At 67.4% G+C, this 26,945-nt stretch carries 19 protein-coding genes; 12 read left to right on the forward strand and 7 right to left on the reverse strand.

From position 1 onward, the window contains the following. Positions 1–87: 87 nt before the first annotated feature. Positions 88–639, forward strand: a complete 552-nt coding sequence (locus QPK32_RS24335) for a cupin domain-containing protein (protein ID WP_290415368.1) — start codon at positions 88–90, stop codon at positions 637–639. A 35-nt stretch (positions 640–674) separates the two neighbouring features. Here QPK32_RS24335 and QPK32_RS24340 read toward each other — a convergent pair whose 3' ends face one another. Next, positions 675–1,598, reverse strand: a complete 924-nt coding sequence (locus QPK32_RS24340) for a LysR substrate-binding domain-containing protein (protein WP_290415369.1) — start codon at positions 1,596–1,598, stop codon at positions 675–677. A 91-nt stretch (positions 1,599–1,689) separates the two neighbouring features. Between QPK32_RS24340 and QPK32_RS24345 the strand changes: the two genes are divergently transcribed. Next, the gene (locus QPK32_RS24345) at positions 1,690–2,778 is read left to right on the forward strand and encodes a tartrate dehydrogenase (RefSeq protein WP_290415370.1); all 1,089 of its coding nucleotides are present in this window, start codon (positions 1,690–1,692) and stop codon (positions 2,776–2,778) included. Positions 2,779–2,910: 132 nt separating this feature from the next. On the opposite strand, the gene QPK32_RS24350 is transcribed toward QPK32_RS24345, so the two are convergent. Next, positions 2,911–3,603: an HAD-IA family hydrolase gene (locus tag QPK32_RS24350; protein ID WP_290415371.1), complete on the reverse strand. Its 693-nt coding sequence runs from the start codon at positions 3,601–3,603 to the stop codon at positions 2,911–2,913. A gap of 245 nt (positions 3,604–3,848) precedes the next feature. Between QPK32_RS24350 and QPK32_RS24355 the strand changes: the two genes are divergently transcribed. Continuing rightward, on the forward strand, positions 3,849–10,205 hold the full coding sequence (locus QPK32_RS24355; RefSeq protein ID WP_290415372.1) for a DUF4347 domain-containing protein: 6,357 nt from the start codon (positions 3,849–3,851) through the stop codon (positions 10,203–10,205). Positions 10,206–10,272: 67 nt separating this feature from the next. On the opposite strand, the gene QPK32_RS24360 is transcribed toward QPK32_RS24355, so the two are convergent. Both QPK32_RS24360 and QPK32_RS24365 read right to left on the reverse strand, forming a co-directional pair. After that, positions 10,273–10,515, reverse strand: coding sequence for a hypothetical protein (locus QPK32_RS24360; protein WP_290415373.1), 243 nt, complete (start codon positions 10,513–10,515; stop codon positions 10,273–10,275). A gap of 91 nt (positions 10,516–10,606) precedes the next feature. Further along, on the reverse strand, positions 10,607–13,258 hold the full coding sequence (locus QPK32_RS24365) for a M1 family metallopeptidase (RefSeq protein WP_290415374.1): 2,652 nt from the start codon (positions 13,256–13,258) through the stop codon (positions 10,607–10,609). Positions 13,259–13,523: 265 nt separating this feature from the next. Here QPK32_RS24365 and QPK32_RS24370 point away from each other — a divergent pair, with 265 nt between their 5' ends. Further along, a complete protein-coding gene (locus QPK32_RS24370) occupies positions 13,524–16,382 on the forward strand; it encodes a TonB-dependent siderophore receptor (RefSeq protein WP_290415375.1) in 2,859 nt (952 codons plus the stop codon). A gap of 260 nt (positions 16,383–16,642) precedes the next feature. On the opposite strand, the gene argH is transcribed toward QPK32_RS24370, so the two are convergent. Then, positions 16,643–18,040: an argininosuccinate lyase gene (gene argH, locus QPK32_RS24375; RefSeq protein WP_290415376.1), complete on the reverse strand. Its 1,398-nt coding sequence runs from the start codon at positions 18,038–18,040 to the stop codon at positions 16,643–16,645. Between the two features lie 137 nt (positions 18,041–18,177). Here argH and QPK32_RS24380 point away from each other — a divergent pair, with 137 nt between their 5' ends. The 4 genes from QPK32_RS24380 (at position 18,178) to QPK32_RS24395 (ending at position 21,359) form a co-directional block, all read left to right on the forward strand. Beyond that, positions 18,178–18,768, forward strand: coding sequence for a hypothetical protein (locus QPK32_RS24380; RefSeq protein WP_290415377.1), 591 nt, complete (start codon positions 18,178–18,180; stop codon positions 18,766–18,768). A 106-nt stretch (positions 18,769–18,874) separates the two neighbouring features. Continuing rightward, the gene (locus tag QPK32_RS24385; protein ID WP_290415378.1) at positions 18,875–19,318 is read left to right on the forward strand and encodes a GNAT family N-acetyltransferase; all 444 of its coding nucleotides are present in this window, start codon (positions 18,875–18,877) and stop codon (positions 19,316–19,318) included. Positions 19,319–19,403: 85 nt separating this feature from the next. Then, entirely contained in the window at positions 19,404–20,609 is a 1,206-nt protein-coding gene (locus QPK32_RS24390) for a cyanophycinase (protein ID WP_290415379.1), read from the forward strand. Positions 20,610–20,687: 78 nt separating this feature from the next. Continuing rightward, on the forward strand, positions 20,688–21,359 hold the full coding sequence (locus tag QPK32_RS24395; RefSeq protein WP_290415380.1) for a hypothetical protein: 672 nt from the start codon (positions 20,688–20,690) through the stop codon (positions 21,357–21,359). 54 nt (positions 21,360–21,413) lie between these two features. On the opposite strand, the gene ftrA is transcribed toward QPK32_RS24395, so the two are convergent. Next, positions 21,414–22,376: a transcriptional regulator FtrA gene (gene ftrA, locus QPK32_RS24400; protein ID WP_290415381.1), complete on the reverse strand. Its 963-nt coding sequence runs from the start codon at positions 22,374–22,376 to the stop codon at positions 21,414–21,416. Positions 22,377–22,464: 88 nt separating this feature from the next. On the opposite strand from ftrA, the gene QPK32_RS24405 reads away from it, so the two are divergent. Then, positions 22,465–22,905 (forward strand): rhodanese-like domain-containing protein, encoded by a 441-nt coding sequence (locus QPK32_RS24405; protein WP_290415382.1) that lies wholly within the window; start codon positions 22,465–22,467, stop codon positions 22,903–22,905. Here the strand turns inward: QPK32_RS24405 and QPK32_RS24410 are convergent. After that, complete coding sequence (locus QPK32_RS24410) at positions 22,877–23,941, reverse strand: alpha/beta fold hydrolase (RefSeq protein ID WP_290415383.1); 1,065 nt, start codon at positions 23,939–23,941, stop codon at positions 22,877–22,879. The genes QPK32_RS24405 and QPK32_RS24410 overlap by 29 nt on opposite strands. Before the next feature lie 116 nt (positions 23,942–24,057). On the opposite strand from QPK32_RS24410, the gene QPK32_RS24415 reads away from it, so the two are divergent. The 3 genes from QPK32_RS24415 to QPK32_RS24425 all read left to right on the forward strand — a co-directional run bounded on the left by QPK32_RS24415 (position 24,058) and on the right by QPK32_RS24425 (position 26,817). Then, positions 24,058–25,482, forward strand: coding sequence for an IgA Peptidase M64 (locus QPK32_RS24415; protein WP_290415384.1), 1,425 nt, complete (start codon positions 24,058–24,060; stop codon positions 25,480–25,482). Between the two features lie 116 nt (positions 25,483–25,598). Beyond that, complete coding sequence (locus tag QPK32_RS24420; protein WP_290415385.1) at positions 25,599–26,156, forward strand: hypothetical protein; 558 nt, start codon at positions 25,599–25,601, stop codon at positions 26,154–26,156. A gap of 151 nt (positions 26,157–26,307) precedes the next feature. Then, a complete protein-coding gene (locus tag QPK32_RS24425) occupies positions 26,308–26,817 on the forward strand; it encodes a hypothetical protein (protein WP_290415386.1) in 510 nt (169 codons plus the stop codon). Positions 26,818–26,945: the final 128 nt, after the last annotated feature.

Below are 26,945 nucleotides of genomic sequence, written 5' to 3' on the forward strand. Positions count from 1 at the left end.
CGCCGGAAGGAAGGGGCTGTGCAGCGGGACGGCGAAGCCGGCCCCGTTTGCGCTATGCTTACGCTCACACCAACAAGGAGCGCCCCCATGTCCAGGCTAGACTTGAGCAGTATCCCCGTGCTGACCGGCACCAGCTATCCCGAACCCTTCGCCGAGGCCGTCAACGGCCGCAGCCGCCAGGCGCTGGCCGAGGCTGGCGGCCTCACCCAGTTCGGCGCCAACCTGGTCGAACTGCAGCCGGGCGCCGCCTCCGCGCAGCGCCACTGGCACACGCACGACGACGAATTCGTGATGGTGGTGTCGGGAGAACTGACCCTGGTCACGGACGAAGGGGAAACCCTGATGCGTGCCGGCGACTGCGCCGCTTTCCCGGCCGGCCGCGCGAACGGCCACCACCTGGTCAACCGCGGCTGGGGCAACGCGCTGTTCCTGGCCGTGGGCCCGAACAGCAAGGAAAACTGCGCCCACTACCCGGACATCGACCTGGTCTACGACGGCCCCAGCGACAGCTACACGCACAGGGACGGCACCCCGTACCCGCAGCGCGGCAGCGCCGCCCCGGCCACGCCGTCCGCCGGCGCGCAGCAGCCGCCGGTCGAGGAACACGTGCTCGAACCGCGCGTCTACCGCTCGGAATGAACCGATGCCCGTAGGGTGGGCACCATGTGTCCACCCTACGGCGACAGCGCCATCCCCGCCGGCAAGTGCCGCTGCAGGAATTCGATGCAGACGCGCAGCTTGCCGGACCCCGCCAGCCGCTGCGGGTACACGGCCCAGACGTTCGCTTCCTGCGTGTACTCGGGCAGCACCTGCACGAGGCGGCCCGCGTCGATCCAGGCTTGCGCGTCCCAGCGCGAGCGCAGCACGATGCCGGCGCCTTCCACGGCCCAGCGCAGCGCGATCTCGCCATGGTTCGTCGACAAGGGACCGGCCACCTTGACCGTCTCGTCCCCGTTCTTCCCGCGCAGGCGCCACACGCCCAGCGGGTGGTCGCGCTCCTTGATGGCGAGGCAATCGTGGCCGGCCAGGTCGCGCAAGGCCGCCGGGGTGCCGCGCCGCGCCAGGTAGGACGGGGCGGCGCACAGAATGCGGTGGTTGGCCATCAGCTTGCGCGCCACCAGGTGCGGAGCGATCTCGTCGCCGATGCGCACGTCCAGGTCGAAGCCCTCGGCCGCCGTGTCGACCAGGCGGTCGAACACCTCGAAGCGGATCTGCAGGGCGGGATAGCTGGCCGCCAGCCGCGCAATGGCTGGCGCGACGACGTTGCGGCCGAAGCCGAAGCTGCTGCAGATGCGCAGCCGGCCGCGCGGCTCGCGGCGGCCCGCCGCCACGTCGTCCATCAACTCGTCGATGCCGTCCAGGATGCCCAGGGCGCGCGCATGGACGCGCTCGCCCTCGTCGGTGACGAGCACGCGGCGCGTCGTGCGCTGGAACAGCTTCACCCCGAGCGCCGCCTCGAGGATGCCGATGCGCTTGCTGACATAGGCGGGCGACATGCCGATTTCCGCGGCGGCGGCGGCAAAGCCGCCCTTGCGCACGACGACGACGAAGACGCGCAGGTCTTCGTTCTCGAGCGGCTGGGGCGCTGGACTGTTCACGATCCGTGTTCCTTGCGTTTACATATGGCTGGATTATAAACGCGCCGTTTTGCTTTATTCTGATGGCATCACGCACCGGAAAGGACATCCCATGAAAACCCACAGGATCGCCGTCATCGCCGGCGACGGCATCGGCAAGGAAGTCATGCCGGAAGGCCTGCGCGCGCTACGCGCCGCCGCCGGGCGCTTCGGCATCGCACTGGAATTCGTCACCTTCGAGTGGGCCAGCTGCGACTGGTACCTGGAACACGGCCAGATGATGCCGGACGACTGGAAGCAGCAGCTGGCCGGCTGCGAGGCGATCTATTTCGGCGCCGCCGGCTGGCCGGACAAGGTGCCCGACCACATCTCGCTGTGGGGCTCGCTGCTCAAGTTCCGCCGCGAGTTCGACCAGTACGTGAACCTGCGCCCCGTGCGCCTGATGCCGGGCGTGCCGTGCCCGCTGGCGAACAAGCGGCCGGGCGACATCGACTTCTACGTCGTGCGCGAGAACACGGAAGGGGAATACTCGGCGGTCGGCGGCAAGATGTTCGAAGGCACCGAGCGCGAATTCGTGCTGCAGGAATCGGTGTTCACGCGCCACGGCACCGACCGCATCCTGAAGTACGCGTTCGAGCTCGCGCAGCGCCGCCTCAGGAAGCACCTGACGGCCGCCACCAAGTCGAACGGCATCGCGATCTCGATGCCCTACTGGGACGAGCGCGTGGCCGTGATGGGCGAACGGTACCGCGACGTCAAATGGGACAAGTACCACGTCGACATCCTGGCCGCACGCTTCGTGCTGTCGCCGGAGCGCTTCGACGTGGTGGTGGCGTCGAATCTGTTCGGCGACATCCTGTCCGACCTGGGCCCGGCTTGCACGGGCACGATCGGCATCGCGCCGTCCGCCAACCTGGACCCGGAGCGCCGCTTCCCTTCTCTGTTCGAACCCGTGCACGGCTCGGCGCCGGACATCTACGGCAAGAACATCGCCAACCCGATCGCCATGATCTGGTCGGGCGCCATGATGCTGGACTTCCTGGGACAGGGCGACGCGCGCTACACGCAGGCGCACGATGCGATCGTGCGGGCGATGGAGCGGTGCCTGGTGGAGGGGCCGCGGACGCCGGACATGGGCGGCAGCGCCAGCACGACGGAGGTGGGGGAGGCGGTGGCGGCGTATTTGGTCGGCGGCACCTGATCCGTCATTCCCGCGCAGGCGGGAATCCATGCTGAGCAATGGAACCAGCCTACCTCGAATACGCTTCGGCCAATCAGGAATACGGCTTCGATCACTCAGCATGGGTCCCTGCCTTCGCAGGGACGACGGTCTTCAGGACGCGGTTCGCTCCAGGCGCAGCAGTCCATCCTGCGTCCGCACCGCCCGCAACCGCGCATAATCCACCGTCCCGAACGCGTCCGTCTCCACCGGATGCGTGTGCGTCACGGTGATCACGACGCTGTCCATCCCCGCCGCTTGCGCCGATTGCAGGCCGGCCAGCGTGTCCTCGAACACGAGGCAATCGCCGGCGGCCACGCCCAGCTTTTCCGCGCCCAGCAGGAACGGGTCCGGCGCCGGCTTGCCGCGCTGGACGTCCTCGGCGGACACCAGCACGTCCGGCAGCGGCAGCCCGGCCGCGGCAATCCTGGCCAGCGCCAGCTTGCGCGGCGCCGAGGTCACGATGGCCCAGCGTGCGCGCGGCAGGCTGGCCAGGAAGTCGGCGACGCCGGCGATCGCCTCGATGCCGGCCGTGTCCTCGATCTCGGCCGCGGTGATGCGCGCCGCTTCCGCCAGCGCGTCGATGCCCGGCAGGTTCTGGGCGCGCACCGTGTCTTCGGTGCGGCGGCCGTGTATCGTCGGCAGGAAGGCGGCGACGTCGAGCCCGTGGCCGGCGGCCCAGTTGCCCCAGACGCGCTCGGCGGCCTTGATCGAGGTGAGGATGGTGCCGTCCATATCGAACAGGAAGACGGCGTAGTCGCGCGCGGGCAAGGTCTTGACACTGGTGCGGATGCTGGTCTGGCTCATGGTGTTCCGTGGTGGTGCGGGAGGAGGAGTCTCCCGGATGAGCCGGATAGTGTAGAGCAAAGTGGGGGCGGGTGTCGGAACCTGCCGGTATGTGTGGGTTGTAACAGGTGGTGATGTACCTAAACAACAAAATCGAAAAAAACAATAATGTTCTGAAAACATTGCAAGGCGATGGAGGAGTAAATCGCTAATATCAAACAGTGTTTCTCTAAAGCATTTCCTTTTTTGCCGCTATCAGGACCTGTATGCCTACCTCCACCGATACCGCTGCCCTTGCGCCGCGCCACGAAATCGCCTTCTTCAACGCCGACTTGCCGGACCTCAATCACCTGTTGGCGGACGTGCGCCCAGGTATCGAAGTCATTCTGCTCGACCCTGCCGCCGACGGTATCGCCCAGGTAGCGCAGGCACTTGCCGGGCGCGGCGATGTGGCGGCGATCCACCTGTTTGGCCATGGTGCGCAAGGCCTGCTGCAGCTGGGCGCTTCCACGCTCGACGCGGACGGCCTGCAGGAGCACTGCGGCGACCTGGCCGCCATCGGCGCGGTGCTGGCGGAAGATGGCGACATACTCGTATATGGCTGCGATACCGGCGCCGGCAGCGTGGGTGCGGACTTCGTCGCCACGCTGGCCAGCCTGACCGGCGCCGACGTCGCCGCCTCGGACGACCCGACCGGCGGCACGGCGCGCGGCGGCGACTGGGCGCTCGAAGTGACGCAGGGCGAGGTCGGCACCGCCGGCGCGGTTGGCGCCAGCGGGGCCGAGTACGCCGCCGCGTTGGCGATCCAGAGCGGCCCGGTGTACACGTACGGCAGCAATACCTGGTCGTTCAGCAGCATCGCCCAGGATGCTCAGGGAAATATCTATTTGGCACAGAAGCTGGATTACACGACCGTCTCGCTGAAGAAGTGGGATGGATCCGGCTGGACCGAGCTGACCAAGCTCACGGCCAGCATGACCGGCGACACCACCTTGTCCGACGACTTGTCGCTGCAGGTCAACCCGAACGGCAAGCTGGATCTGCTGTTCCGCCATGCCAAGAACGTCACCAGTGGCGTCGATTCGCTGCGTGGTGTGAAGTTCGGCGAATACGACATCGCCAGCAATACCTGGACCACCAAGCTGATCCAGCAATCCTCGCATCCGAATGGCTGGCTCAACTACGATGATCCGGCGTTGAAGGTCGGCCCCGGCAATATCCTGCACGCCGCCTACCTGTTCGACGATGCCAGCGCCCACGATTACTACCTGCGCTACGCCAGCAGCGCCGACAACGGCGCCACCTGGAACGTGTCCACTGTGGTCTCGACCACGATCGATGGCATCGACGAACTGCACGATCCGCGCATCGAGGTCGATCCCGCGGGGAACGTCTATGTGTTCTACGTGCGCGAAGACGGCCAGAACGACTACTACGGCAACCTCTACGTGCAAGTCAAGGCGGCGGGCGGCAATACCTGGTCGGCGGCGCAAAAGCTGGCCGACCGCGTCAGCGGTCCGCCCCAGGTGACCAACGACGGCGCCGGTCATTTCTATGTCGGCTATGGCATGGAAGTCCTGGCCCAGAATGGCACCGTGACCGGCACCGCGCTTGCGGTGTCCAGCAATGCCGGCGGCAGTTGGGTGCGGGATGCCGGCATGGTCAGCGATGACAGGACGAACAACGTCGCGCAGCTGCAGTACGCCGACGGCAAGCTGTACATGCTGGCTGCCTCTACCGCCGCGGACTGGAGCGACGTGGATGCCTTCTTCCTGCGCAAGGTCGACGGCGTGTGGCAGCAGGGCTACCGCCATGCGCCGGAGCTGGGTGTCATGGACACGGGCGATTTCGGCGAGCTGGGCTTCGTCATCGATGCCGCAGGCGAACTGCTGGTCGTCACCGAGCGCTATGACCTGCAGCACGTCGAATGGATGAGCGGTACCGCGGCTGATTTCGGCTTGGTCTCGAACGCGGCGCCCGTCATCACGGGCCTGGATGGCGATAACTCGACGTTCACGGCCGGCGCTGCCGACGCGGTGGCCGATTTTGGCTATCTCGACAACCAGGAAAACGGCAATGCGTCGGTCGACGTGCTCGACGGCGACTCGCCTGACTTCGTGGGCGGCAACCTCACGGTCGTCCAGACCGACGGCAGCACCGACGGCTACTTCGAACTCGACACCTCCTCCGACGAAGTCGCCATCGGTGCCGACGCCGGCCATCTCGGCGGCACCTTCAGCGCAGGCGCGAAAGTGTTCGCACGCGTGTCCGTCAACTGGGTGGAGGTCGGTGTCGTCGACGCCGCCATGGACGGCCGGGACGGGCATGGCCTGAAGATCGCCTTCACGACCGCCGCTGCCGACGCGGGCGTCGCCGCGCTGCTGGTGCGCTACCTGGCGTATGGCGCCCCGAGCGCAGGACCGCGTTCATTTTCCGTCACGGTCGACGATGGCGACGGCGGTGTCTCGACGCCGGCCGTCATCGCCATGAACGGCATCGATGTCGAGCCGCCCACCGTCGCGCTGGGCGCCAGCCGCACCACGTTCAAGGCAGGCGAGACGGCGACCGTCACCTTTACCTTCAGCGAAGCGCCGGTCGGTTTCTCGCTGGATAACGTCAGCGTCGGCGGCGGTAGGCTGGACGGGCTGGCCGCAACCGCCAACCCTTTGGTCTACACGGCCACCTTCACGCCGGCGCAGAACGCGCAGCATCTGGCCGGCACCGTCTCGGTCGGCGCCGGCACGTTCACCGACGCCAGCGGCAATCCCAACCCCGCCAGCACCGTCAACCTGGCATTCGATGGCGATACCAGGGCGCCGGTCGTCAGCGAGGGCAACCTGACGATCTCGGGCGCCAGCGGCACGGGCGGCGCCTTCCGCATCGGCGACACCGTCACGCTGACGTGGAACGACGGTGCCAGCGGCGACCACAACGGCGACACGGCCAGCGCTTCGGTCGACTTCGGCCAGTTCGGCGGCGGCATCGTCGCCGCCGTCAAGTCCGGCGATACCTGGAGCGCCAGCCATACCATCGCGCCCGGGGCGATCGACGCAGCCGGCCGCGTCCCCACGATCACCGTTGCCGACGGCATCGGCAACGTCACCGCGCATGTCGTCGCGAACGGTGCGACGGTCGACAATGCCGCACCGACCGTCACCGATGCCGCGCTGGCGATCTCCGGCGGCAGCGGGCTCAATGGCGCCTACATTGCCGGCGATACCGTCACCGCCACCTGGAACGGCGCGTTCGACAACAATGCCGACGTGGCCGCGGTCAGCTTCGACTTCAGCCAGTTCGGCGGTCCCGCCGGCGTCGCCGCGACGCGGGTCGGCGCCGTCTGGAGCGCGACGTACACGCTCGCGCCGGGCGCGCTCGAGTCGGTCGGCCGCAACGTCGTCGCGACCGTGACGGACGACGCCGGCAATGCCCGGACCGTCGCCGACGGCAGCAATGCGCGCGTCGACACGCTCGCGCCGCACGCGACGGCGATGACGCTGTCCGGGACCCCGGGCGCTGGCGCCACCGCGGTCGACTTCGTGCTGACCTTCAGCGAAGCAGTCGACGGCGTGGACGTGTCCGACCTGTCGCTGGCGCTGACCGGCGCCGCCGGCGGCAACATCGCGTCGGTCACCGGATCCGGCTCCAGCTATACGGTGCACGTCGACGGGATCGCCGGCAACGGTACCTTGCAGGTGGTCCTTGCGAACACCGGCACCGGCATCGCCGACCTGGCGGGCAATGCGATGCAGGGCGGTTACGCACAGGGCGCGGTCTACAGCACCGCCTTCAACGCGATGCCCGTCATCGGCAGCAACGGCGGCGGCTCCACCGCTACCATCGGCGTCGCCGAGAAGCAGCGCGCCGTGACGACCGTGGCGGCCGTGGATGCGGATGGCGACAGCGTGAGCTACGGCATCGGCGGCGGCGCCGACGCGGCGCTGTTCGAGATCGATGCGGCCACTGGCCAGCTGCGCTTCAAGGCGGTGCCGGCGGTGGGTGCGCCGCTCGACGCCGACCACGACAATCGCTACGAGGTACAGGTGACGGCTGCCGACGACAAGGGCGGCAGCAGCCTGCAGGCGCTGACGGTGACCGTGCTGGCCGACCTCGACGGCGACGGCACGCCGGATGTCGACGACAACGACATCGACAACGACGGCCGCCCCAACTCGATCGAGGACGCGGTGCCCGGCGCCAATGGCGGCCATGGCGACGGCAACGGCGACGGCGTCGCGGACAGCGCCCAGGTCAACGTCGCGTCGCTGCCAACGACGGTCGCCGGCAATCCTTACGCCACGCTGGCGGTGGCCGACGGCTATACACTGACCGGCGTCAGCGCCGGCGCCGCGCCGGGCAGCTTGCCGCGCGGCGTCAAATTGCCGCTGGGGCAACTTGACTTCACCATCGGGCACGTGGCCCCGGGTGGTACCGTCGAGATGAGCATCTACGTCGACGCCAGCCTGAACGTCAATGGCTACTACAAGCAGGACAACAACGGCGTCTGGAAGAATATCGCCAAGCCGGTGACGACGGCCGGCAACAAGACCGTGATCACCTTCGAGCTGACCGATGGCGGCCTGTACGACAGCGATCGCACCGTCAACGGCAGCATCAGCGATCCCGGCGGCGTGGCGTTGATCGTGCCGCAGATCACGAGCAACGGTGGCGCTACCAGCGCCACCGTGCAGGTAATGGAACATACCGCGGCCGTGACCACCGTGACGGCCAGCGCGGTCGGCCCGGTCAGCTATGCGATCGCCGGCGGCGCCGATGCCGCGCTGTTCCAGATCGACGCGCAAACGGGCGTCCTCGCTTTCAGGAGCGCGCCGGACCATGGCCATCCGCTGGACCAGGGCGATACGGTCGGCAACAATACCTATGTGGTGCAGGTCAAGGCATCGGATGCAAGCGGCAGCGAGCTCCAGACGCTGACGGTCAACGTCGCCAGCGCCGCCACGCCGCCCCAGTCGACGCCGAGCCCGGCGCCGGTGGAGTCGACGGTGGACGGCGTCAAGCTCAGCACCGCCACCCGGCCGAACAGCGACGGCAGCACCAGCCAGGTCATTGCGATCCCGGTGGTGGTGGCGGGGCGCGAGGAGAGCGTCGGCCAGAACACCGTAGCGGACATTCCGCTGGCCAGCAGCGGCGGCAAGGCCATCCTGGCCGCCCAACTGCCGACCGGCTATGGCCTTCAGGTGGTCGGCCAGGAGGCGCCGGGCACCGCCGGCACGTCACTGGCGGACCTGATCCGCGAAATCAAGGCGCATACCAGTACCGGCTCGGCGGACCAGAACAACCTGGTCGGCGGCGGCAGCGGCTTTCTCGCCGGGCTGGATGCTTCCATGCCGCTGCTGGTGCAGAGCATCGTCCCGACCGTCGCCTCCGGCGCGCAGTTGCCGGGCGAGGCGTTGACGATCAGCGGGCAGCCGTCCGCTCCCGGCGGCGTGCTGACGGCGCTGGTGATCGACACCAGCGCCCTGGCCGGCATGCCGCATCTGCAGCTGCAGAACGTCGAGTTCGCGGCGATCGTCGGTGCGGCCCATGTGACCGGCGGCGATGGTGCACAAAAGGTATGGGGCGACAGTGCCAGTCAATATATCGTCCTCGGCGCCGACGACGATGTCCTGCACGGCGGCGACGGCGACGACACCGTCGGCAGTGGCGCCGGCAACGACAAGGTCTATGGCGACGGCGGCAACGACATCGTGTTCGGCGGCACCGGCGACGATTACGTCGACGGCGGCAGCGGCATCGACACCGTGCAGCTCGCAGGCAAGGGGCGCGCGGACTACACGGTACGCATGAATGCCGACGGCAATCTGGTGTTCACGCACCGCGACGGCGGCATCGACGGCACCGATACCATCGCCAACGTCGAGGTGCTACGTTTCATGAACGGCCATGCCGACACGACGCCGCAGGGGAGCGTGGCGCGGGTGGCGGAAGCGCTGCTCGGCCATGCGCCGGACGCTGCATCGCTGCAGGCATGGAATGTCGCGCTCGCAGGCGGCGCCGGTGCGGCCCAGGTAGCCAGGCAGATCCTCGACGCCAGCGGCCAGCCGGCCTCGGACGCGGACTTCCTGCACGGCTTGTACGCGCATGCGCTGAACCGTGAGCCCGATGCGCCCGGCCTGGCCTTCTGGACCGACGCGTTGGCGCACGGCGCGAGCCGCGCCGACGTGGCGCTGGCCTTCGCCGACTCGCCCGAGAGGCTGGCGCTGCCGCAAGGGTACGATGTCACGGTCGGCGCCACCGACATCGGTACGCTAGCGCGCATGTACGACACCCTGTTCGGCCGCGCGCCGGATGCGGACGGCATGAACAACTGGCTCGCGCATTCGGAAGCGGGCATGGCGACCGCGTCGATCGCCGACGCCTTCATCGCCTCGTCCGAGGCCATTGATCGCTACGGCCGAATGAGCGATGCGGCATTCGTCGCGGCACTGTACCAGGGCGCCCTGCACCGGACCGGCAGCCAGGCCGAGGTCGCGGGCTGGACCAGCCTGCTGGCGAACGGCAAGCTGGACCGGGGCGACGTTCTGCTCGGCTTTGCCGATTCGGTGGAGAAGATCGGCCTGGTCGGCATGATTGACACCACGCTCGCGGCGGACGGCCAGTCCTGACCGCGAGCCCCAGCGCAACGACAACGTCCGGCGCAGCGATGCCCGAGCGTTGTCGTTGCGGCGCCGGCTAGGTCAGCTTGCGCGAATTGATCTTGCGAACGTAGCGGTCGTGCACGTTCCTGCTGATGAAGCTGGACAGGCCCCGTCCCGCGCGCGCCAGTTCCTGCATGCGCGCGATATTCGCGGCGCCGGCGCTGTCTTCCGTATAGAGATAGCGCTCGCCGTTGCTGAACTGGACGATGATCTGGCCGGCGTCGATGTCGTAGGCGACGACGCCGGATTCCTTGCCGTGGTGGCCGTAGTGTTGCATGGTGTCCTCCGCCAGAGAGACCGATTCTAGCGGCTTGCCGCGAAGGATGTCGGACGCTCCGTAGGGTGGGCACCACGTGCCCACCCTACGGTTACGACTTGGTTTTGACGATCCGGTCCGCCTGCTGCACCAGCCGGTTCTTCTCGTCCAGGCGGAAGCGCGCCGTCTGCATGCTGTCCGACAGCGTGTCCGCCATGCCCGGCTCGATGCGCTCCTTGATCCAGGATTGCAGCGTCTCGGGCGGGATGCTGTTCCAGAACACGTCCGGCGCCGTCTTGGCCAGGATGTTCGGGCGGTTGCCCGGGTTCGCCGCCGTCAGCCGGTCGACGTTCGTCGTGAACGTGGTCCAGGCCAGTTGCGGATGCTCGCCCGACAGCGCCAGCACCAGGCCGAGGCGCAGCACGTCGGCCTGCGGCGGGATCTCGGGCGACAGGGCGATCCGCGCGGCCTGCGCGGCCAGTTGCGGGTCGCGCACGCGCATCAGGATCGGGTAGAAGCGGCGCACCTCGGTCTCGTTCTTCGCGCTCTTGGCCACCGCGTGCAGTTGCTCGAAGGTGGCCGCGTCGGCGTTCTGGGCGACGATCGTCAGCACGCTCGCCTGGTCGTCCGGCGCCAGGGCGGAACGGTCGGCGACGAAGGCGGCGAAGCGGCGGCGCGCGTCGGCGACGACGTCCTGGTCGCCCCAGGCGCCCAGGTGGGCGATGAGGTTGCGGCGCAGGCGCTGGACGCCGGCCGTCTCGCCGGCGGCCGGCGCGGCGCCCATGCGGGTGGCGACGGGCTTGACCAGCGCGCGCGCCCAGGCGACGAAGGCGTCGTGGCCCGGCGTGCCGCGCTCGGCGCGCTCGATCGTGTCGATGGCGCCCAGGATCTGGTTCCACACGCGCTCGTTGCTGCGGTCGGCGGCGGCGGACGCCAGCGCGAGATAGCTGTCCAGCGGCTGCTTGCCGCTTTCCACCAGCGCCCACTGGTCGTCCAGCAGGGCGATGCGGTCGCCGTCCGGCAGCGCGCCGAACCGGCGCGTGTTCACGGCGAGCAGGGCGTCGTCGTAGGCGACGCGGAAGAAGCCGTCGGTGTCGGCGTTCAGCGACAGCGGCTGGTCGCAGCGGCCCGCCGCCACGCGCTGGCCGTCCTTGGTGAGCAGCACCGATTGCGGCGCGCCGTCGCCAGTGCGCACGCGCAGCGGAATCGTCCAGTGCGATCCTGCCTTGTCCTCGCCGTACAGCAGGAAGCGCGACTGCGACAGCGTCACGGTGCGCGCGCCGGCGGCGTCGCACTCGGCCTTCGCCGCGACGACCGGGAAGCCCGGCTGCTCGATCCAGTCGCGCGCCAGCGCGGCGATGTCCTGGCCGCTGGCGGCGCCCAGCGCATTCCACAGGTCGGTGCTGGTGGCGTTCGAGTACTGGCGCGCCTTCATGTAGGCGCGGATGCCTTCGCGGAACTTGTCCGGGCCGACGTAGGCTTCCAGCATGCGCAGCACGGCCTGGCCCTTGTTGTAGATGATCAGCGGGTCGGCATTGTTCTGCGGCTCCAGCTCGTTCTCGACGGCGTTGTGCACGGGACGCGAGGCGCTGCGGGCGTCCACGCGCATCGCGGCTTCCTTGCCCGCGTCCTCGGCCTCGCGCACGCGCCAGCTCGGGTTGCGCTTGTCCGTTTCCTTGGCCGCGCCCCAGGAGGCGAAGCTTTCGTTGAGCCAGATGTCTTCCCACCAGCCCATCGTCACCAGGTCGCCGAACCACTGGTGCGCCATCTCGTGCGCGGAAATGCTGAAGACCAGCTGGCGGTTGTCGATGGTGGACGTGGGCGTGAGCAGCAGCGTCTGGTCGTTGTAGGTGATCGCGCCCCAGTTCTCCATGGCGCCCTGGAAGCCGCCCGGCACGGCGATGGCGTCCAGCTTGGGCAGCGGGAAGGGCACGCCGAAGTAGTCGTTGTAGTCGAGCAGGATCTGGCGCGCGTCTTCCAGCGCCTGCTTGCCGTTCTGTTCCTGGCCGCGCACGGCCCAGACGTTGATGTCGGTATTGCCGGCGCGGGTGCCGATCTTGGCCATGTTCCCGCCCGTGAATTCGACCAGGTAGGACGCCATCGACGGCGAGCGCTGGAAGGTGGTCGTGGCGAGATCTCCTTTCACCACGCGCTTTTCCACCGGCATGTTGGAGATGGCCGCCCACTTGGCGGGCACGGTGGCGGTCAGCTGGAAGCGGGCGCGGAACGCCGGCTCGTCCCAGCAGGGGAACATGCGGCGCGCGTCGGTGGCTTCGAACTGGGTCGAGAGCAGGACATCGCGGCTGCCGTCCGGCTTCTGGAAAGGCTGGGCGAACAGGCCGCGCGGGCCGCTCTCGATCTTCGCGTCGTAGGCCAGGTTCAGCACGTGGCGGCCCGGCCTGGCCTTGGCCGCCAGCTTGACGGTGACGATCTCGCGCTTCTCGTCGAAGGCCACGCTTTTCACCGCCTTGCCGTCCAGCTTGACGCCCTCGAAGCGCATGCCGATGGCGTTGAACTGGATGGTGTCCGTCGCTTCCTTGAACATCAGGTCGACCGACTCGGTGCCGCGCAGTGTGCGTTTCTCCACGTCCGGCACGATCGCCACGCGGTAATCCAGCGGCACGACGTTCTTCGGCAGGTGTCCCGGCGCGGCATCGAATGAAAACGGGGCTTGTGCGGGACCGGGGGCGGCGCCGGCGGCGGCGCCGAACGCCAGGCCGATCGACGCGCACAGGACGGCGCGGGCGGTGGGGATGCTGCGCATGGAAACGACCTCCTCTTCGGGACAATCCGAAAAACTTAGACTTGCCATTTGGACATGTCAAGTGGATTTATGCCTCCTAGCATTGTTTCGTGACAATCCGGTGAACAACCACAGTATTTGAAATTCCGTTTGACACGGTAATTTCCGAATAACTAAATTAATTAGAACGATTTACATCATTTCGATGATGAAAGCGCAGGTTTGCCCCCGGATGTACGGATACACGAAGACGAAGACCAAGAGCAGCAAAACCCAAGGAGAGAGCATGTCCAGCAATCTGAAAGTCCTGCCGCGCACGATCGGCCAACTGGTGGCGGCGGGAGCGTTTTCCGCCACGTTCGCCGCCAGCGCGCTGGCCCAGCAGCAGCCGAGCGCCCCGCAAGCCGACGGCTCGCCGGCCAATGGCGTCCAGCGCGTCGAGATCACCGGCTCCTACATCCGCCGCGCCGACGCCGAAACCCCCAGCCCGGTGCAGGTGATCAATGCCAAGGACCTCAGGAACTCCGGCTATACCTCCGTGGGCGAAGTCCTGCAGAACATCACGGCCAACGGCGCCGGCACGCTGAGCCAGAACTTCTCGGCCGGCTTTGCGGCCGGCGGCAGCGGCATCTCGCTGCGCGGCCTGAACAACAACGCCACGCTGGTGCTGATCGACGGCCACCGCATGGCCTCCTACCCGCTGGCCGACGACGGCTCGCGCTCCTTCGTCGACATTTCCAACATCCCGTTCGAGGCGGTCGAGCGCATCGAGATCCTGAAGGACGGCGCCTCCGCCGTCTACGGTTCCGATGCAATGGCCGGCGTCGTCAACGTGATCCTGAAGCGCAACTTCACGGGCCTGTCGCTGTCGGCCGAGAAGGGCATCGCCACCGAGGGCGGCGGCAAGACCGAGCACTTCACGGGAACCTGGGGCAAGGGCGACCTCGATACCGATGGCCATAACGGCTACATCAGCGTCGAGTACCGCCACCAGGACCCGATCTACTACAACGACCGCCAGGGCAAGGGCATCTGGAACGAGCTGGACATGTCGCGCTTCGGCGGCAGCAACAAGGCGCTGGGCGTCGTCACGCCGCAGAACACGGCGCCGACGACCTTGTCGCCGTACCTGCTGAACCCGAACGTGACGCGCGTCTACGGCGCCGACAACAGCGGCGCCTTCTCGTTCTTCCCGGGTACCGCCTGCGCCAGCTACACCCAGCTGGAGTCCGGCGGCTGCGCCTATTCCGACCCGACCAAGCAGATCCAGCCGGAAACGGAGAACGTCAACATCCTGGCCAGCTACACCCAGAAGCTGGGCGGCGACTGGCGCGCCGACGTCAAGGCCTCAATGTTCGAAAGCCGCGTCAAGATCAACCAGGGCCTGACCAGCTTCCCGTCGTCCTACGGCAGCCAGCTGGAGCTGATGTCGGGCGTGCCGCCGCACTACATCCCGAACTCCGCGATCCCGTCGATCCGCATCCCGGCCAGCTACCCGGGCAATCCGTTCGGCGTGCCGGCCATCGTGCGCGGCCCGGTCCCGGGCGCGCCCGAAAGCTACATCACCACCGCATCGCGCGCCTACCGCCTGGCCGCCGACTTCGCCGGCAGCTGGAACGACTGGGACCTGGACTTCTCGATCGGCTACACGCGCAACAACCTGGAACGCAAGCGCTACGGCGCCCTGAACGTGCCGGCGATGAACGCGGCGCTGAACCGCGCCGTCAACCCGTACCAGATCTACGGCACCAACACCGCCGCCGACATGGCTGCGATCTTCAAGACCCTGCGCTCGTTCGACACCTCGGAACTCGACTACGCCGAAGCCCACGCCGGCCGCGCGCTGATGAAGCTGCCGGGCGGCGACCTGCAGGTCAGCACCGGCGTCAGCGCCTTCCACACCAAGCTGTCCGCGCCGTCCATGCCGAACGCCGACGGCATCACCAACGGCGCCTACGCCTTCGGCTCGGAGACGGTCAAGTCGGTGTACGCGGAATTCACCGCGCCGGTGCTCAAGTCCCTGGAAATCGACGGCGCCGTCCGCTATGACGACTACAGCCTGGCCGGCAGCTCGACCACGCCGAAGATCGCCTTCAAGTTCACCCCGAACGAGATGATCGCGGTGCGCGGCACGCTGGCGAAAGGCTTCCGTGCGCCGGGCCCGGCCGAGAACGGCAATTCGGCCAGCGCCGGCGGCGTCGGCACCAATGCCGACCCGGTGCTGTGCGCCGGCGGCTACCGCCCCGACGGCCTGTATCCGGCCGGCACCGTGGTCGCGTCGTGTAACGAATCGCTGATCGGCCTGACCACCACCAACCCGGACCTGAAGCCCGAGCATTCGGTATCGGCCACCTTCGGCGTGATCCTGGAGCCGGTGCGCGGCTGGAGCACGACGATCGACCTGTACCAGATCCGCGTGAGCGACCAGATCGTCAGCGGCCCGCGGGCCGACGTCCCGGTGCGCATCGCGCCGGCGCCGAGCGATTGCGCCGACGGCAAGGGCGGCACCGTCACCTGCACCCCGAGCATCGGCCGTATCGCCTACTACCCGCAGACCCCGATCAATGCCAACAGCACGCGCACGCGCGGCGTCGAACTCGGCACCCGCTACCGCTGGAACCTGGGCAGCTACGGCCGCCTGCGCACGGAGCTGCAGTACACCCATGCGTTCAGCTACACCATGAACATCGGCGGCGTCGAGTACCAGCTGGCCGGCGGCCACGGCCCGGCCGGCATCGGCGCCGACACGGCGAACCCGAAGGACCGCGCCCAGTTCGACCTGGGCTGGGAACGCGGTCCGTTCGAGGCGGTGACCACGCTGCACTGGATGAAGGGCTACGACCTGACCGACCCGACCAGCGGCCAGACCACCTGCGAGGAGGGCGCGGCGATGAACGGCGTCTTCCCGAACGGGAACGTGCCGTCGAACTTCTGCCGCGTCGGTTCCTTCATGCAGGCCGACCTGACGCTGAACTACAAGCTGTCCAAGGAGTGGACGCTGCACGGCTCGGTGCGCAATATGTTCAACCGCCAGCCGCCGGCCGACGTCAGCACCTACGGCAGCGGCTATCCGTACAACCTGTCGCTGCACTCGGCGGGCGCCGTCGGCCGCTTCGTGAACATCGGCGCGGTGTACCGGTTCTGATTCCTGGGGAGGAACGCCGGCGCGCGACACGCGCGCCGGTGCAAGGCGGCCGCCACGAGCGGCCGCTTTTTTTGGACACCGCAGCCATGCAGTCGTCGGCTGCCGAAAACAACGTCGCCCCTGCGCAGGCAGGGGCCCAATTTGCGCGCGTTACGACAACGCATGCAGAAATTGGGGTGATAGTGCCGGGGGCACCATCACGCCTTCGCAGGGGCGACGGTTTTTAGCGCAGTGGCCCTTTTGCCGGCTGCTGGCGGTCCTTACTCGGCCAACTGCGCCCGAACGCGCTCGATCGCCTTGCGCACCTGGTTCGGCGCCGTGCCGCCCACGTGGTCGCGCGCGGCCACCGAGCCTTCCAGCGTCAGCACGGCGAACACGTCCTGCTCGATCAGCGGCGAGAACTCGCGCAGGCGCTCCAGCGCCATCTCGGACAGGTCGCAGCCGGCGTCGTCGCAGGCGCGCACGGCGTGGGCCACGGCTTCGTGGGCGTCGCGGAAGGGCAGGCCCTTCTTGACCAGGTAGTCGGCCAGGTCGGTCGCGGTGGCATAGCCCTGCAGCGCGGCGGCGCGCATGTTCTCGGCCTTGACCGTGATGCCGGCCGCCATGTCGGTAAAGATGCGCAGCGTGTCCAGCACCGTGTCGACGGTGTCGAACAGCGGTTCCTTGTCTTCCTGGTTGTCCTTGTTGTAGGCCAGCGGCTGGCCCTTCATCAGGGTCAGGAGGCCCATCAGGTGGCCGTAGACGCGGCCGGTCTTGCCGCGCGCCAGTTCCGGCACGTCCGGGTTCTTCTTCTGCGGCATGATCGACGAGCCGGTGCAGAAGCGGTCGGCGATATCGATGAAGCCGACGCGCGGGCTCATCCAGGTCACCAGCTCTTCCGACATGCGCGAGATGTGCATCATCAAGACCGACGCGGCCGCCGTGAACTCGATCGCGAAGTCGCGGTCGGACACGGCGTCCAGCGAGTTGTGGCTGACGTCCTCGAAGCCCAGGGTCTTCGCCACGCGCAGGCGGTCGATGGGGAAGGTGGTGCCCGCCAGGGCGGCGGCGCCCAGCGGCAGGCGGTTCACGCGGCGGCGCGTATCCGCCATGCGTTCGGCATCGCGGCCGAACATTTCCACATAGGCCAGCAGGTGGTGGCCGAAGGTCACCGGCTGCGCCACCTGCAGGTGCGTAAAGCCCGGCATGATGGTGTCGGCGTGCTGCTCCGCCAAATCGGTCAGGGCGCCGCGCAATCCCTTCAGCAGGGCCAGGATGTCGTCGATGGCGGCGCGCATGTACAGGCGGATGTCGGTCGCCACCTGGTCGTTGCGCGAACGGCCCGTGTGCAGCCGCTTGCCGGCGTCGCCGACCAGTTCCGTCAGGCGCTTCTCGATGTTCAGGTGCACGTCCTCGAGGTCCAGCAGCCACTCGAACTGGCCGGCCTCGATCTCGCTGCGGATCTGCGCCATGCCGCGCTCGATGTCGGCGCGGTCCTGGGCGCTGATGATGCCTTGCGCGGCTAGCATCTCGGCGTGCGCGAGCGAACCCTGGATGTCGAACAGGGCCAGGCGCTTGTCGAAGAAGACCGAGGCGGTGTAGCGCTTGACGAGGTCGGAGACGGGTTCGGAGAAGCGGGCCGACCAGGCTTCCGATTTTTTGGACAGTTGTGCAGTCATGATGGAAGGGTGATGAGGATTGCGTGGAACTTTTGATTATAAACTGTGCAGGCGCCGTGCCGGCCATCGACGGTGCTGACTTTCCGCGCAAAATCCCCGATGATATGGCGTCATACCATATTGATAAGGGGATCGGCATGAAGCGTGCAGGAAGAATGGGAGCGGCCGTGCTGGCCATGGCTGCCTGGACCGCGGCGTCCGGCGCATGGGCACAGGCGGCGGGTGCGGCCCTTGCTGCGGCACCGGCCGCGGCACCTGCACCGGCAGCGGCCCGCGCCGCCGACGTCGACACGGTCGACGGCATCGTCGCCGCCCTGTACGACGTGATCTCGGGCAGCGCCGGCCAGCCGCGCGACTGGGACCGCATGCGCGGGCTGTTCGCGCCCGAAGGCCGGCTGCAGATCGTGGCGCCCCGTCCGGACGGCAGCGTGGCGCTGCGCACCATGAGCGTCGAGGACTATATTATCGCGCGCAACGCGAAGGCCTTCGCGACGACGGGCTTCTTCGAACGCGAGGCGGCGCGCACGGCCGAGACCTTCGGCCAGGTCGCCCACGTGTTCAGCACCTACGAATCGCGCCATGCGAAGGACGATGCGAAACCGTTCCAGCGCGGCATCAACAGCATCCAGCTGGTCAACGACGGCAAGCGCTGGTGGATCGTGAACCTGGTCTGGCGCGCCGAGGATGCCGGCCTGCCCCTGCCGGAGCGCTACCTGCCGAAACGCTGAGCAGCTTGGCGGACGATGGGCGCGCACGATTGGCGCAATCGGCCGCCCGCTCTCGAACGGCGCTAGAATTGGTTTTTTTACCAGATTTGACGATGCTAGCGTTCCAATGATCTCGACTACCAACGACTCCAGCTTTCAAGTCAGTACCGACCGTACGCGTCTCGACGTGCCGATGATCTACCGTTTCCTGAGCGAGAATTCGACCTGGGCCGTGGGCATTTCGCGGACCACGGTCGAGCGCTCGATCGAGAACTCGCTGTGTTTCGGCGGCTATCTCGACGGCCGCCAGGTCGCTTTCGCGCGTGTCGTGACGGACTACGCCACCTTCGCCAACCTGGCCGACGTCTTCGTGGTGCCGGAGTACCGCGGCCGTGGTTATGCCAAGCAACTCATCCGGGTCGTCATGGAACACCCGAGCCTGCAGGGGATCCGCCGCTTCACCCTGTTCACCAGCGACTCGCACAGCCTGTACGCGCGCTTCGGCTTCGCTCCACCGCAGCAGCCGGACAGCGTCATGGAGCGCTATTCGCCGAACATCTATCTGTCGTAAGGGACGCAAAACCGCATTGTTCCTCTACAATCAAGCTGTCGTAATCTGATTTGATTTGTTGAAAAGAGGATCAATGTTGCGCTCCATGGTTAGATTCATCCTGGCCGTGCTGCTGGTGGCCGGCATGCCCTGGTGCGCCGCGGCCGACGCGCCGCCTCCCAAGGGTTCGCTGGTCATCATCGGCGGCAATCTGCGTCCCGCCAATGCGCCCGTGTGGGAACGCATCATCCAGCTCGCCGGCGGCAAGGGCGCCCGCATCGCCGTGTTCGCGTCCGCGTCCGGCTATCCCGAGCGCTTCGGCAAGAGCCTGGTCGAACGCCTGAACGCCTATGGCGCGCGGGCTTTCTTCGTGCCCGTCGCCATGCACCTGGCCGGCAGCAACTACAAGACGGCCGCCGACGACGCCGGCCTGGCCGAGGCCGTGCGCAACGCCGGCGGCGCCTTCTTCGCCGGCGGCGACCAGATGCGCATCGTGCGCGCGCTGCGCCACGAGGACGGCAGCAATACCAAGGTGCTCGACGCCGTCTGGGACATGTACCGGCGCGGCGGCGTCGTGGCCGGCTCCAGCGCCGGCGCCGCCATCATGAGCACGACCATGTTCGGCAGCCCGCGCACCGTGCTGTCCACGCTCAAGTTGAACATGACCGACGGCAAGGAAATCGCGGAAGGCCTGGGCTTCGTCGGCGACGACGTGTTCATCGACCAGCACCTGCTGGTACGCGGCCGCTTCGCGCGCATGCTGCCCGCCATGCTCAAGAAGGGCTACAAGCTGGGGCTGGGCATCGACGAGGACACGGCCATGGTCGTCGGGCCGAACCGCGATGTCGAAGTGATCGGCTACAAGGGCGCGCTGGTACTCGACCTGGCCAAGGCCACGTCGCACGACGGCGCCTTCAACGTCAGCAACGTGCGCGTGAGCTACCTCGACAACGGCGACCGCTTCAACATCGCCACTCACGAATTCACGCCCACCGAGGACAAGGCCGATAACCGCCTCGACCCGTCGCGCCCCTATTACCGCGAACCGCTGTTCTCGGCCGACATCCTGGGCAACAGCACGGTGGTCGACCTGATGAGCAAGCTGATCGACAGCGACCAGCCGGAAGCCATCGGCATCACGCTGGGCAGCCCGAACGGCATCCAGCCCGACCTCGGCTTCGAGTTCCGCTTTACGCGCACGGACGACAGCGTGGGCTACCAGTCGGGCTCGGGCGAGTCCTACTCGATCTACAACGTGCGGCTCGACATCCGGCCGATCCTGATACGGCGGCCCTTGTACCAATATAAATAGCTGGAAAAAATGTCAATTGCATGAAGGACACAGTTCGGATAGATTGTCATGTGTTCATTATCTGAGCCGAGTCCTGTCATGCATGCCGAAGTGCCGAAGTCCAGTACCTGGAAAGAGTTCAGCAGCGAGTACCTGATGATCGTCATCAGTATCCTGACGGCGCTGGCGCTCGAGCATGCCGTGCAGACGCTGCACCACCGCCACCTGGCGCACGAGGCGGCCGAGCGGATGGATGCAGAGCTGCGTGCCAATGTGACGGAAGTCGGGAAGGTGCTGGCGCATAACGAGCAACGCCTCGACGAACTGGAAACGATGCGCACCGCGTTGCGCGCAGGCATCCGCAAGGGCATGACCGACGCCGAACTGATGCAGCGCCTCGAACACGAATGGCGCAGCGCCCTCGACCTGAGCCTCCAGTCGCCCACGCTGCACCGCGAAGCCTGGGAGGCGGCCGTGGCCAACCAGGCGGTGACCTGGATGCCGCGCGCGCAGCTGGAGCGCTATGCCACCGTCTATGGCGCGATGCGCGACCAGATCGCGCTGTTCAACGGCGGCATGATCAGCTTCATGGACGGGCCGCGCCTGCGCGATGCGATGAGCAATATCGAGATGGGCGAAGCGCATCCGCAGGATATCTACCGCACGGCGAGCCAGATGGCGGCGACCTACAGTGCCTTCGACGGCAACCTCAAGTCGCTCAAGCGCCAACTCGAACAGGCCACGGGCGGGCAGGGCGATAGCGGCCATTGAGCGAGCCGCGGCGCCTCATGTAGGCACCTCGTGCAGACCGCTCATGCGGATGCCTCATGCACCCGATTTCGCGGCGGCGCGCCGGCGGTAGCGCGCCGGCGGCATCAAGCCCTGCAGGCGGAAGTGGCGGCGCATGGACGCCTCCGATCCGAGTCCCGCCAGGTCGGCGATCGCATCGATGTCCAGCGCCTGCCGCGTTTCCAGCAGTTGCCGGGCCAGCGCCACGCGTTCGCGCGTGAGCCAGGCGAGCGGCGGCAGCCCCGTCGCGTCCTTGAAGCGGCGCTGGAAGGTGCGCGTGCCCATGCGCGCCTGCTGCGCCATCGATGCCACCGTGTGCCCCAGCCGGATGTTTTCGCGCACCGCGTCCATCAGGCGGGCGATGGCGTTCCCGTCCTCGGCCGGCAGCGGGCGGGCGACCAGCTGGGCCTGGTCGCCGTCGCGGTGCGCCGGGATCACGAGGCGCTGCGCCACCCGGTTGGCGACCTCGGCACCGAAATCGCTGCGCACCAGATGCAGCAGCATGTCCAGGCCGGCGGCCGAGCCGGCAGAAGTCACGATGCGCCCGTCGGCCACGTACAGCGCCTGCGGATCGATCGTCACGGCGGGAAAGGCGCTGCGCAATTGGTCCAGGTAGCGCCAGTGCGTCGTCGCCCGGCGGCCGTCGAGCAGGCCGGCGTGAGCCAGCACGAAGGCGCCCGAACAGATCGTGCAGAGGCGGGCGCCGCGCGCGTAGGCCGTTTGCAGCGCCTCCACCAGCGCCGGCGGTGGCGCGGCGGCGACGTCGCGCCATCCGGGAATCACGACCGTGTCGGCGGCGGCGAGCGCCGCAAGGCTGTAGGGTGCTTGGACCGTTAGCCCGCCCATCGCCCGCAATGGTCCCGGTTCGGCCGCGCAGACGGCATGGGTGTACCAGTCCACGCCCAGTTCGGGGCGCTCGAGGGCGAACAATTCGACGGCGCAGCCGAATTCGAAGGTGCACAGGCCGTCGTTGGCCAGGATGGCGACGTGGTGGGGCATGGCGGGATGTTAGCAATTTCTGTCGCGCAAGGCACTGCCGGGCCGGCGGCGCCGCTGCCACACTGGGGTCTTTCGACAGGAGGACATCATGACGTCAATCGTATCCGAGATCCCCGCCGCACCCAGCGCCGACGCCGCCGCGCGTTTCGGCAGCGCCTTCGCGTATGAAACCGACTGCTGGGACGTGCACGACGCCGTGTCGACGGGCCGGCGCGATTTCGTGCTGCTGGACGCGCGCAGTCCCGCACTGTATGCGCAGGGCCACCTGCCGGAGGCCGTCTGCATGCCGCACGCGAAGATCGTCGCGGCCACCTTGCGCGACTATCCGATGGATACCTTGTTCGTCGTCTACTGCGCGGGACCGCACTGCAACGGCGCGCACCGCGCCGCCTTGCGCCTGGCCCGGCTGGGTCGGCCCGTCAAGCTGATGATCGGCGGCGTGACGGGCTGGCGCGACGAAGGGTTCGACCTGGTGACGGACGACGCGGCTCCGGGCGGCGTCAGCGGCAATCGCCCACCTTGTCCTTGAGCACCCGGTACTGGGCCGCCAGCAATGGCGGATTCGGATCGTGCCCCGCGCGGTCGACCAGCACGAAGTCCTTCTTCGGCGCCCGGATGCTGTCGTAATACGCCTTGCTCGCCTTCGGCATCGTCACCAGGTCCTGCGCGCCCTGGAGCATGTAGACGGGGACGTCGAATGACGGTCCCAGCTTGTAGAGGTCGATCCTGGACCCGATGCCGTCGCCGTGCAGGCCGACGAACTGCAGCCAGGAGTAATCCTCGCCAGCCGTGTAGGCGGCTTCGTACTCCGGCGTGTCGTAGCCGGGGGCCGGCCGCCACCAGGCCTGCGGCGCCGGATCGGTGCTCATCGCCTCGTACTTGCGCAGCACGCGGCGCAGGATGCCGGGGCTGCGCGGGTCGGTCCAGGGCGGCGGGCCGATCTTGTCCAGCTTGGCGACGGCATCACCGTCGCCGGCCGCGCGCGCCTGCGACAGCCCGGCGTCGTAGCTGTCGCGCCCCGCGAAGCCGCGCACCAGCTGCGCCGTGCCGACGAAGGCGCAGAACCAGGCCGGGCTGGCCTTGGCCATGTACACCCCGAGGGCCGACGACCACGAGCCCCCGAACAGGATCACCTTGCGCTTGCCGAAGCGGCGCGCCGCGTACCGTGCCGCCTCGATGCCGTCGTCGCGCAGGCGCTCGATCGTCAAGGGCTGGTCGTCCGTCATGGGCGTGCGCTGGTAGGTCTTGCCGGCGCCGCGCTGGTCCCACTGCACCAGCGTGAAGTCCCGTTCCCAGGCCTGGTAGACCGTGTCCGCATACGGCGTCAGCGGATTGCCGGGGCCGCCGTGCACGAGCAGCAGCACGGGATTGGCGCAGCTGGCGCCCTTGATCCTGACCCATTGCGGGATGCCGCCGATGGTCACGTAGCCCTGTTCGTCGACGGGCTTGCCCGGCGCCGTGCAGACGGTGTCCGGGAGCTGGGGATCCGGCGCGGCGGCGCGGGCGGCACCGGCGGCCAGGAGGACGGAGAGCAGGGCGCAATACGGGATCGGCGGGCGCGGCATGGAGGCTCCTTGGACGCGATGCCGTCCATCGTAGCGATTGCCAGGATGGCAAGTCAACGCATTTTGCGAACGTATCCAGGATTACAATGCACGGATACTCATCCGCAAGGAGCGCCATGTCCACGCTGTCCCGCCTGCTGTCCGCCCTGAGCCTGCTGACCGCTGCCTGCCAGGCCTGGGCGGCGCCCCAGCCCGCCACCGTCCGCCTCGACTACATGCACAGCGGTAATGCGCTGTCCGAGCAGTACGCCGTCGAGCGCGTGCTGATCGAGCCGCTGCCCTGGCCGGGCGACATGGCCCGCGTCTTCGACGACACCAACCGCGGCAACAACCGCGTCGAGGTGGCCGATGCGAAGACGGGCGAGCTGCTGTACTCGCGCGGTTTTTCGACGGTGTTCGCGGAATGGAAGTCGACGGAGGAGGCGAACCGGGTCAGCCGCGGCTTCCACGAATCCGTGCGCTTTCCGCAATTCGACCGTCCCGTGCGCGTGCGCATCCTCAGGCGCGACGAGCGCAATCTGTTTTCCGTCGCCTGGAGTGTCGACGTCGATGCGGCCGCGCCGGACGTCGTGCGCACGCAGCCGCCGGCGCCGGCCAAGCCGATTCCCATCCGGGTCAACGGCCCGTCGCCGCAGAAAGTCGACCTGCTGGTGCTGGGCGACGGCTACACGCAGGCCGACATACAGAAGTTCGAGGCCGACGTGCGGCGCCTGGCCGGCCACTTGTTTACCGTGTCGCCGTTCAAGGAAAGGGCGGACGATTTCAACGTCTGGGCGCTGGCGGTGCCGACGGGGGAATCGGGCATCACGCGGCCGTCGACGGGCGTGCACCATGCGTCGGCGCTCGGCACGCGCTACGACATCTTCGGCAGCGAGCGCTACGTGCTCACGCTGGACAATCGCGCACTGCGCGACATCGCCCAGTACGCGCCCTACGAATTCATCGAGATCCTCGTCAACAACGACACCTATGGCGGCGGCGGGATCTTCGGCCAGTTCAGCACGGCCGCGGCGAGCAACGATTGGGCGAACTACCTGTTCGTCCACGAGTTCGGCCATCACTTCGCCGGCCTGGCGGACGAGTACTACACCTCGCCCGTCGCCTACCAGTCCAGCGGAGCGCGCATGGAGCCATGGGAGCCGAACGTGACGGCGCTGCGCGACCCGGCCAAGGTCAAGTGGAAGCGCCACGTGCATGAAGGCACCCCCTTGCCGACGCCCTGGCCCAAGCAGGAATACGAAGCCTATTCGCGCGACTACCAGAAGCGGCGCGCCGCGCTGCGCGCGCAGAACCGGCCCGAAGCCGAGATGAACGCGCTGTTCAGGGACGACCTGGCGCACGTGAACGCCCTGTTCGCCAAGGCGCGGTACCGCCAGGCCATCGGCGCCTTCGAAGGGGCGAACTACGAGGCCAGCGGCTACTATCGCCCGGCGATGCAGTGCATCATGTTCGACCGCAGCGAACGGTTCTGCCCGGTCTGCCGCGACGGCATCACGGACATCATCGACCTCTACGCCGGTCCGGCCCGAAACACCCGGTAACAAACTCCCGCCTGTGGCGGCGCACCACGGTGCGCTGTCGTACAGAGGGGTGGAGGCGGCCGTCTTATTCTTCTTTCCATATCCACAAGACATATTGGACCGGAAAGGGAATCACCATGAACAAGCTCCTCGCCACCCTGCTGTGCGGCCTGCTGGCCGCCAACACCTACGCCCAGACCAAGGACAACGACAAGCGCAGCGCCACCTCGGCGCCGATCGGCCAGGCTGTCTCCGGCCACAACACCACCGCCGCCGGCGTGTCCGGCACGGGCCTGAACAAGGACGGCACCGCGAACACCGGTTCCGCCCATGCGGAAACGGGCCAGAAGGCGGCCGGCATCGACGCCAACGGCAAGGTCGTCGGCAAGAGCACGTCCGTGATCGGCGTTACCGACGGCAAGTCGGACAACGTCAATGCCAACGCCACCAATACCACCGCACCGAACTCGAAGGCATCGGACGCGCCGGCGACGGGCGGCCGCGGCAAGGCCGGCACCAAGGCCGAGAAGGAAATCATCAAGTCGAACTCGGCCAAGGTCCACGAACCGGCGGGCAGCCGCATGAAGACCGAGGGTTCGGTCGAAGCGAAGCACGAGAAAAATGCCGAGGTGAAAGAGAAAACCGAGCGCAAGCTCGACGCACGCGCCGCCGGCAGCGCCGCCGAAAACCGCTGAAAACTTTTGTCACAACTTTAACAACTGCCGCGTTAGCTAAGTGAAGTGCCGAACAGAGTACATACGGCAACAAGCCTAATCTGACAGTGCACAAACAAGAACGACAGGCGCCACGGCGCCACCCCACCATACAAACAAAAGGAGAATCACCATGAACAAACTGCTCGCTACCCTGATCGCCGGCCTGTTCGCTACCTCGGTCTATGCACAGACCCAACCGACCGTCGCCACCGGCGCCAGCGGCATGAACGGCACCACCGCTTCGTCGACCACCGGCAACGCCGACGCCGACAAGGACATCGCCAAGGCCGACCAGAAAGAAGCCAAGGAAATGTCGAAGCAGAACGAAAAGATCGAGAAGGCTTCGGCCAAGGCATCGGAAAAGAAAGCCGACGCCCAGGCGAAAGCTGACAAGAAGGTCGCCAAGGCACAGGAAAAAGTCGCCAAGGCCGATCCGGAAGACCGCGCCAAGGCATCCGCCAAGGCCGAGGAAAAAATCGCCGACGCCAACTACGACGCCCAGAAGACCATGATCAAGGCCGACGAAAAGGCCCAGAAGAAGATCGTCGACGCCAACGCCGACAAGGCCAAGGCACACGCCAAGGGCAACGAGAAGCGCGCCGAAGCCATGGCCGAAGCGCACAAGGACGCCGCCAAGTAATCGGCAGCGTGCGGGACGGGGCGACCCGTCCTTCAAACAAAAACGGACCCGTCATGGGTCCGTTTTTGTTTGGGTGCATCGAACGTTTGGTGGGCATGTGATGCCCACCCTTGTATCTTGATTGAGTT

This window comes from Massilia sp. YIM B02763 (assembly GCF_030412015.1).
In the GTDB taxonomy this organism is placed as follows: domain Bacteria; phylum Pseudomonadota; class Gammaproteobacteria; order Burkholderiales; family Burkholderiaceae_D; genus Telluria.

Excerpts from the sequence above, each read along its gene's own strand:
- QPK32_RS24380 (WP_290415377.1), top strand. The coding sequence starts at position 18,178 with ATGAAGCGTGCAGGAAGAATGGGAGCGGCCGTGCTGGCCATGGCTGCC.
- QPK32_RS24370 (WP_290415375.1), top strand. The coding sequence starts at position 13,524 with ATGTCCAGCAATCTGAAAGTCCTGCCGCGCACGATCGGCCAACTGGTG.
- QPK32_RS24405 (WP_290415382.1), top strand. The coding sequence starts at position 22,465 with ATGACGTCAATCGTATCCGAGATCCCCGCCGCACCCAGCGCCGACGCC.
- argH (WP_290415376.1), bottom strand. The coding sequence starts at position 18,040 with ATGACTGCACAACTGTCCAAAAAATCGGAAGCCTGGTCGGCCCGCTTC.
- QPK32_RS24420 (WP_290415385.1), top strand. The coding sequence starts at position 25,599 with ATGAACAAGCTCCTCGCCACCCTGCTGTGCGGCCTGCTGGCCGCCAAC.
- QPK32_RS24350 (WP_290415371.1), bottom strand. The coding sequence starts at position 3,603 with ATGAGCCAGACCAGCATCCGCACCAGTGTCAAGACCTTGCCCGCGCGC.
- QPK32_RS24335 (WP_290415368.1), top strand. The coding sequence starts at position 88 with ATGTCCAGGCTAGACTTGAGCAGTATCCCCGTGCTGACCGGCACCAGC.
- QPK32_RS24345 (WP_290415370.1), top strand. The coding sequence starts at position 1,690 with ATGAAAACCCACAGGATCGCCGTCATCGCCGGCGACGGCATCGGCAAG.
- QPK32_RS24425 (WP_290415386.1), top strand. The coding sequence starts at position 26,308 with ATGAACAAACTGCTCGCTACCCTGATCGCCGGCCTGTTCGCTACCTCG.
- QPK32_RS24355 (WP_290415372.1), top strand. The coding sequence starts at position 3,849 with ATGCCTACCTCCACCGATACCGCTGCCCTTGCGCCGCGCCACGAAATC.
- QPK32_RS24415 (WP_290415384.1), top strand. The coding sequence starts at position 24,058 with ATGTCCACGCTGTCCCGCCTGCTGTCCGCCCTGAGCCTGCTGACCGCT.
- QPK32_RS24395 (WP_290415380.1), top strand. The coding sequence starts at position 20,688 with ATGCATGCCGAAGTGCCGAAGTCCAGTACCTGGAAAGAGTTCAGCAGC.
- QPK32_RS24360 (WP_290415373.1), bottom strand. The coding sequence starts at position 10,515 with ATGCAACACTACGGCCACCACGGCAAGGAATCCGGCGTCGTCGCCTAC.
- QPK32_RS24385 (WP_290415378.1), top strand. The coding sequence starts at position 18,875 with ATGATCTCGACTACCAACGACTCCAGCTTTCAAGTCAGTACCGACCGT.
- QPK32_RS24410 (WP_290415383.1), bottom strand. The coding sequence starts at position 23,941 with ATGCCGCGCCCGCCGATCCCGTATTGCGCCCTGCTCTCCGTCCTCCTG.
- ftrA (WP_290415381.1), bottom strand. The coding sequence starts at position 22,376 with ATGCCCCACCACGTCGCCATCCTGGCCAACGACGGCCTGTGCACCTTC.
- QPK32_RS24390 (WP_290415379.1), top strand. The coding sequence starts at position 19,404 with ATGGTTAGATTCATCCTGGCCGTGCTGCTGGTGGCCGGCATGCCCTGG.
- QPK32_RS24365 (WP_290415374.1), bottom strand. The coding sequence starts at position 13,258 with ATGCGCAGCATCCCCACCGCCCGCGCCGTCCTGTGCGCGTCGATCGGC.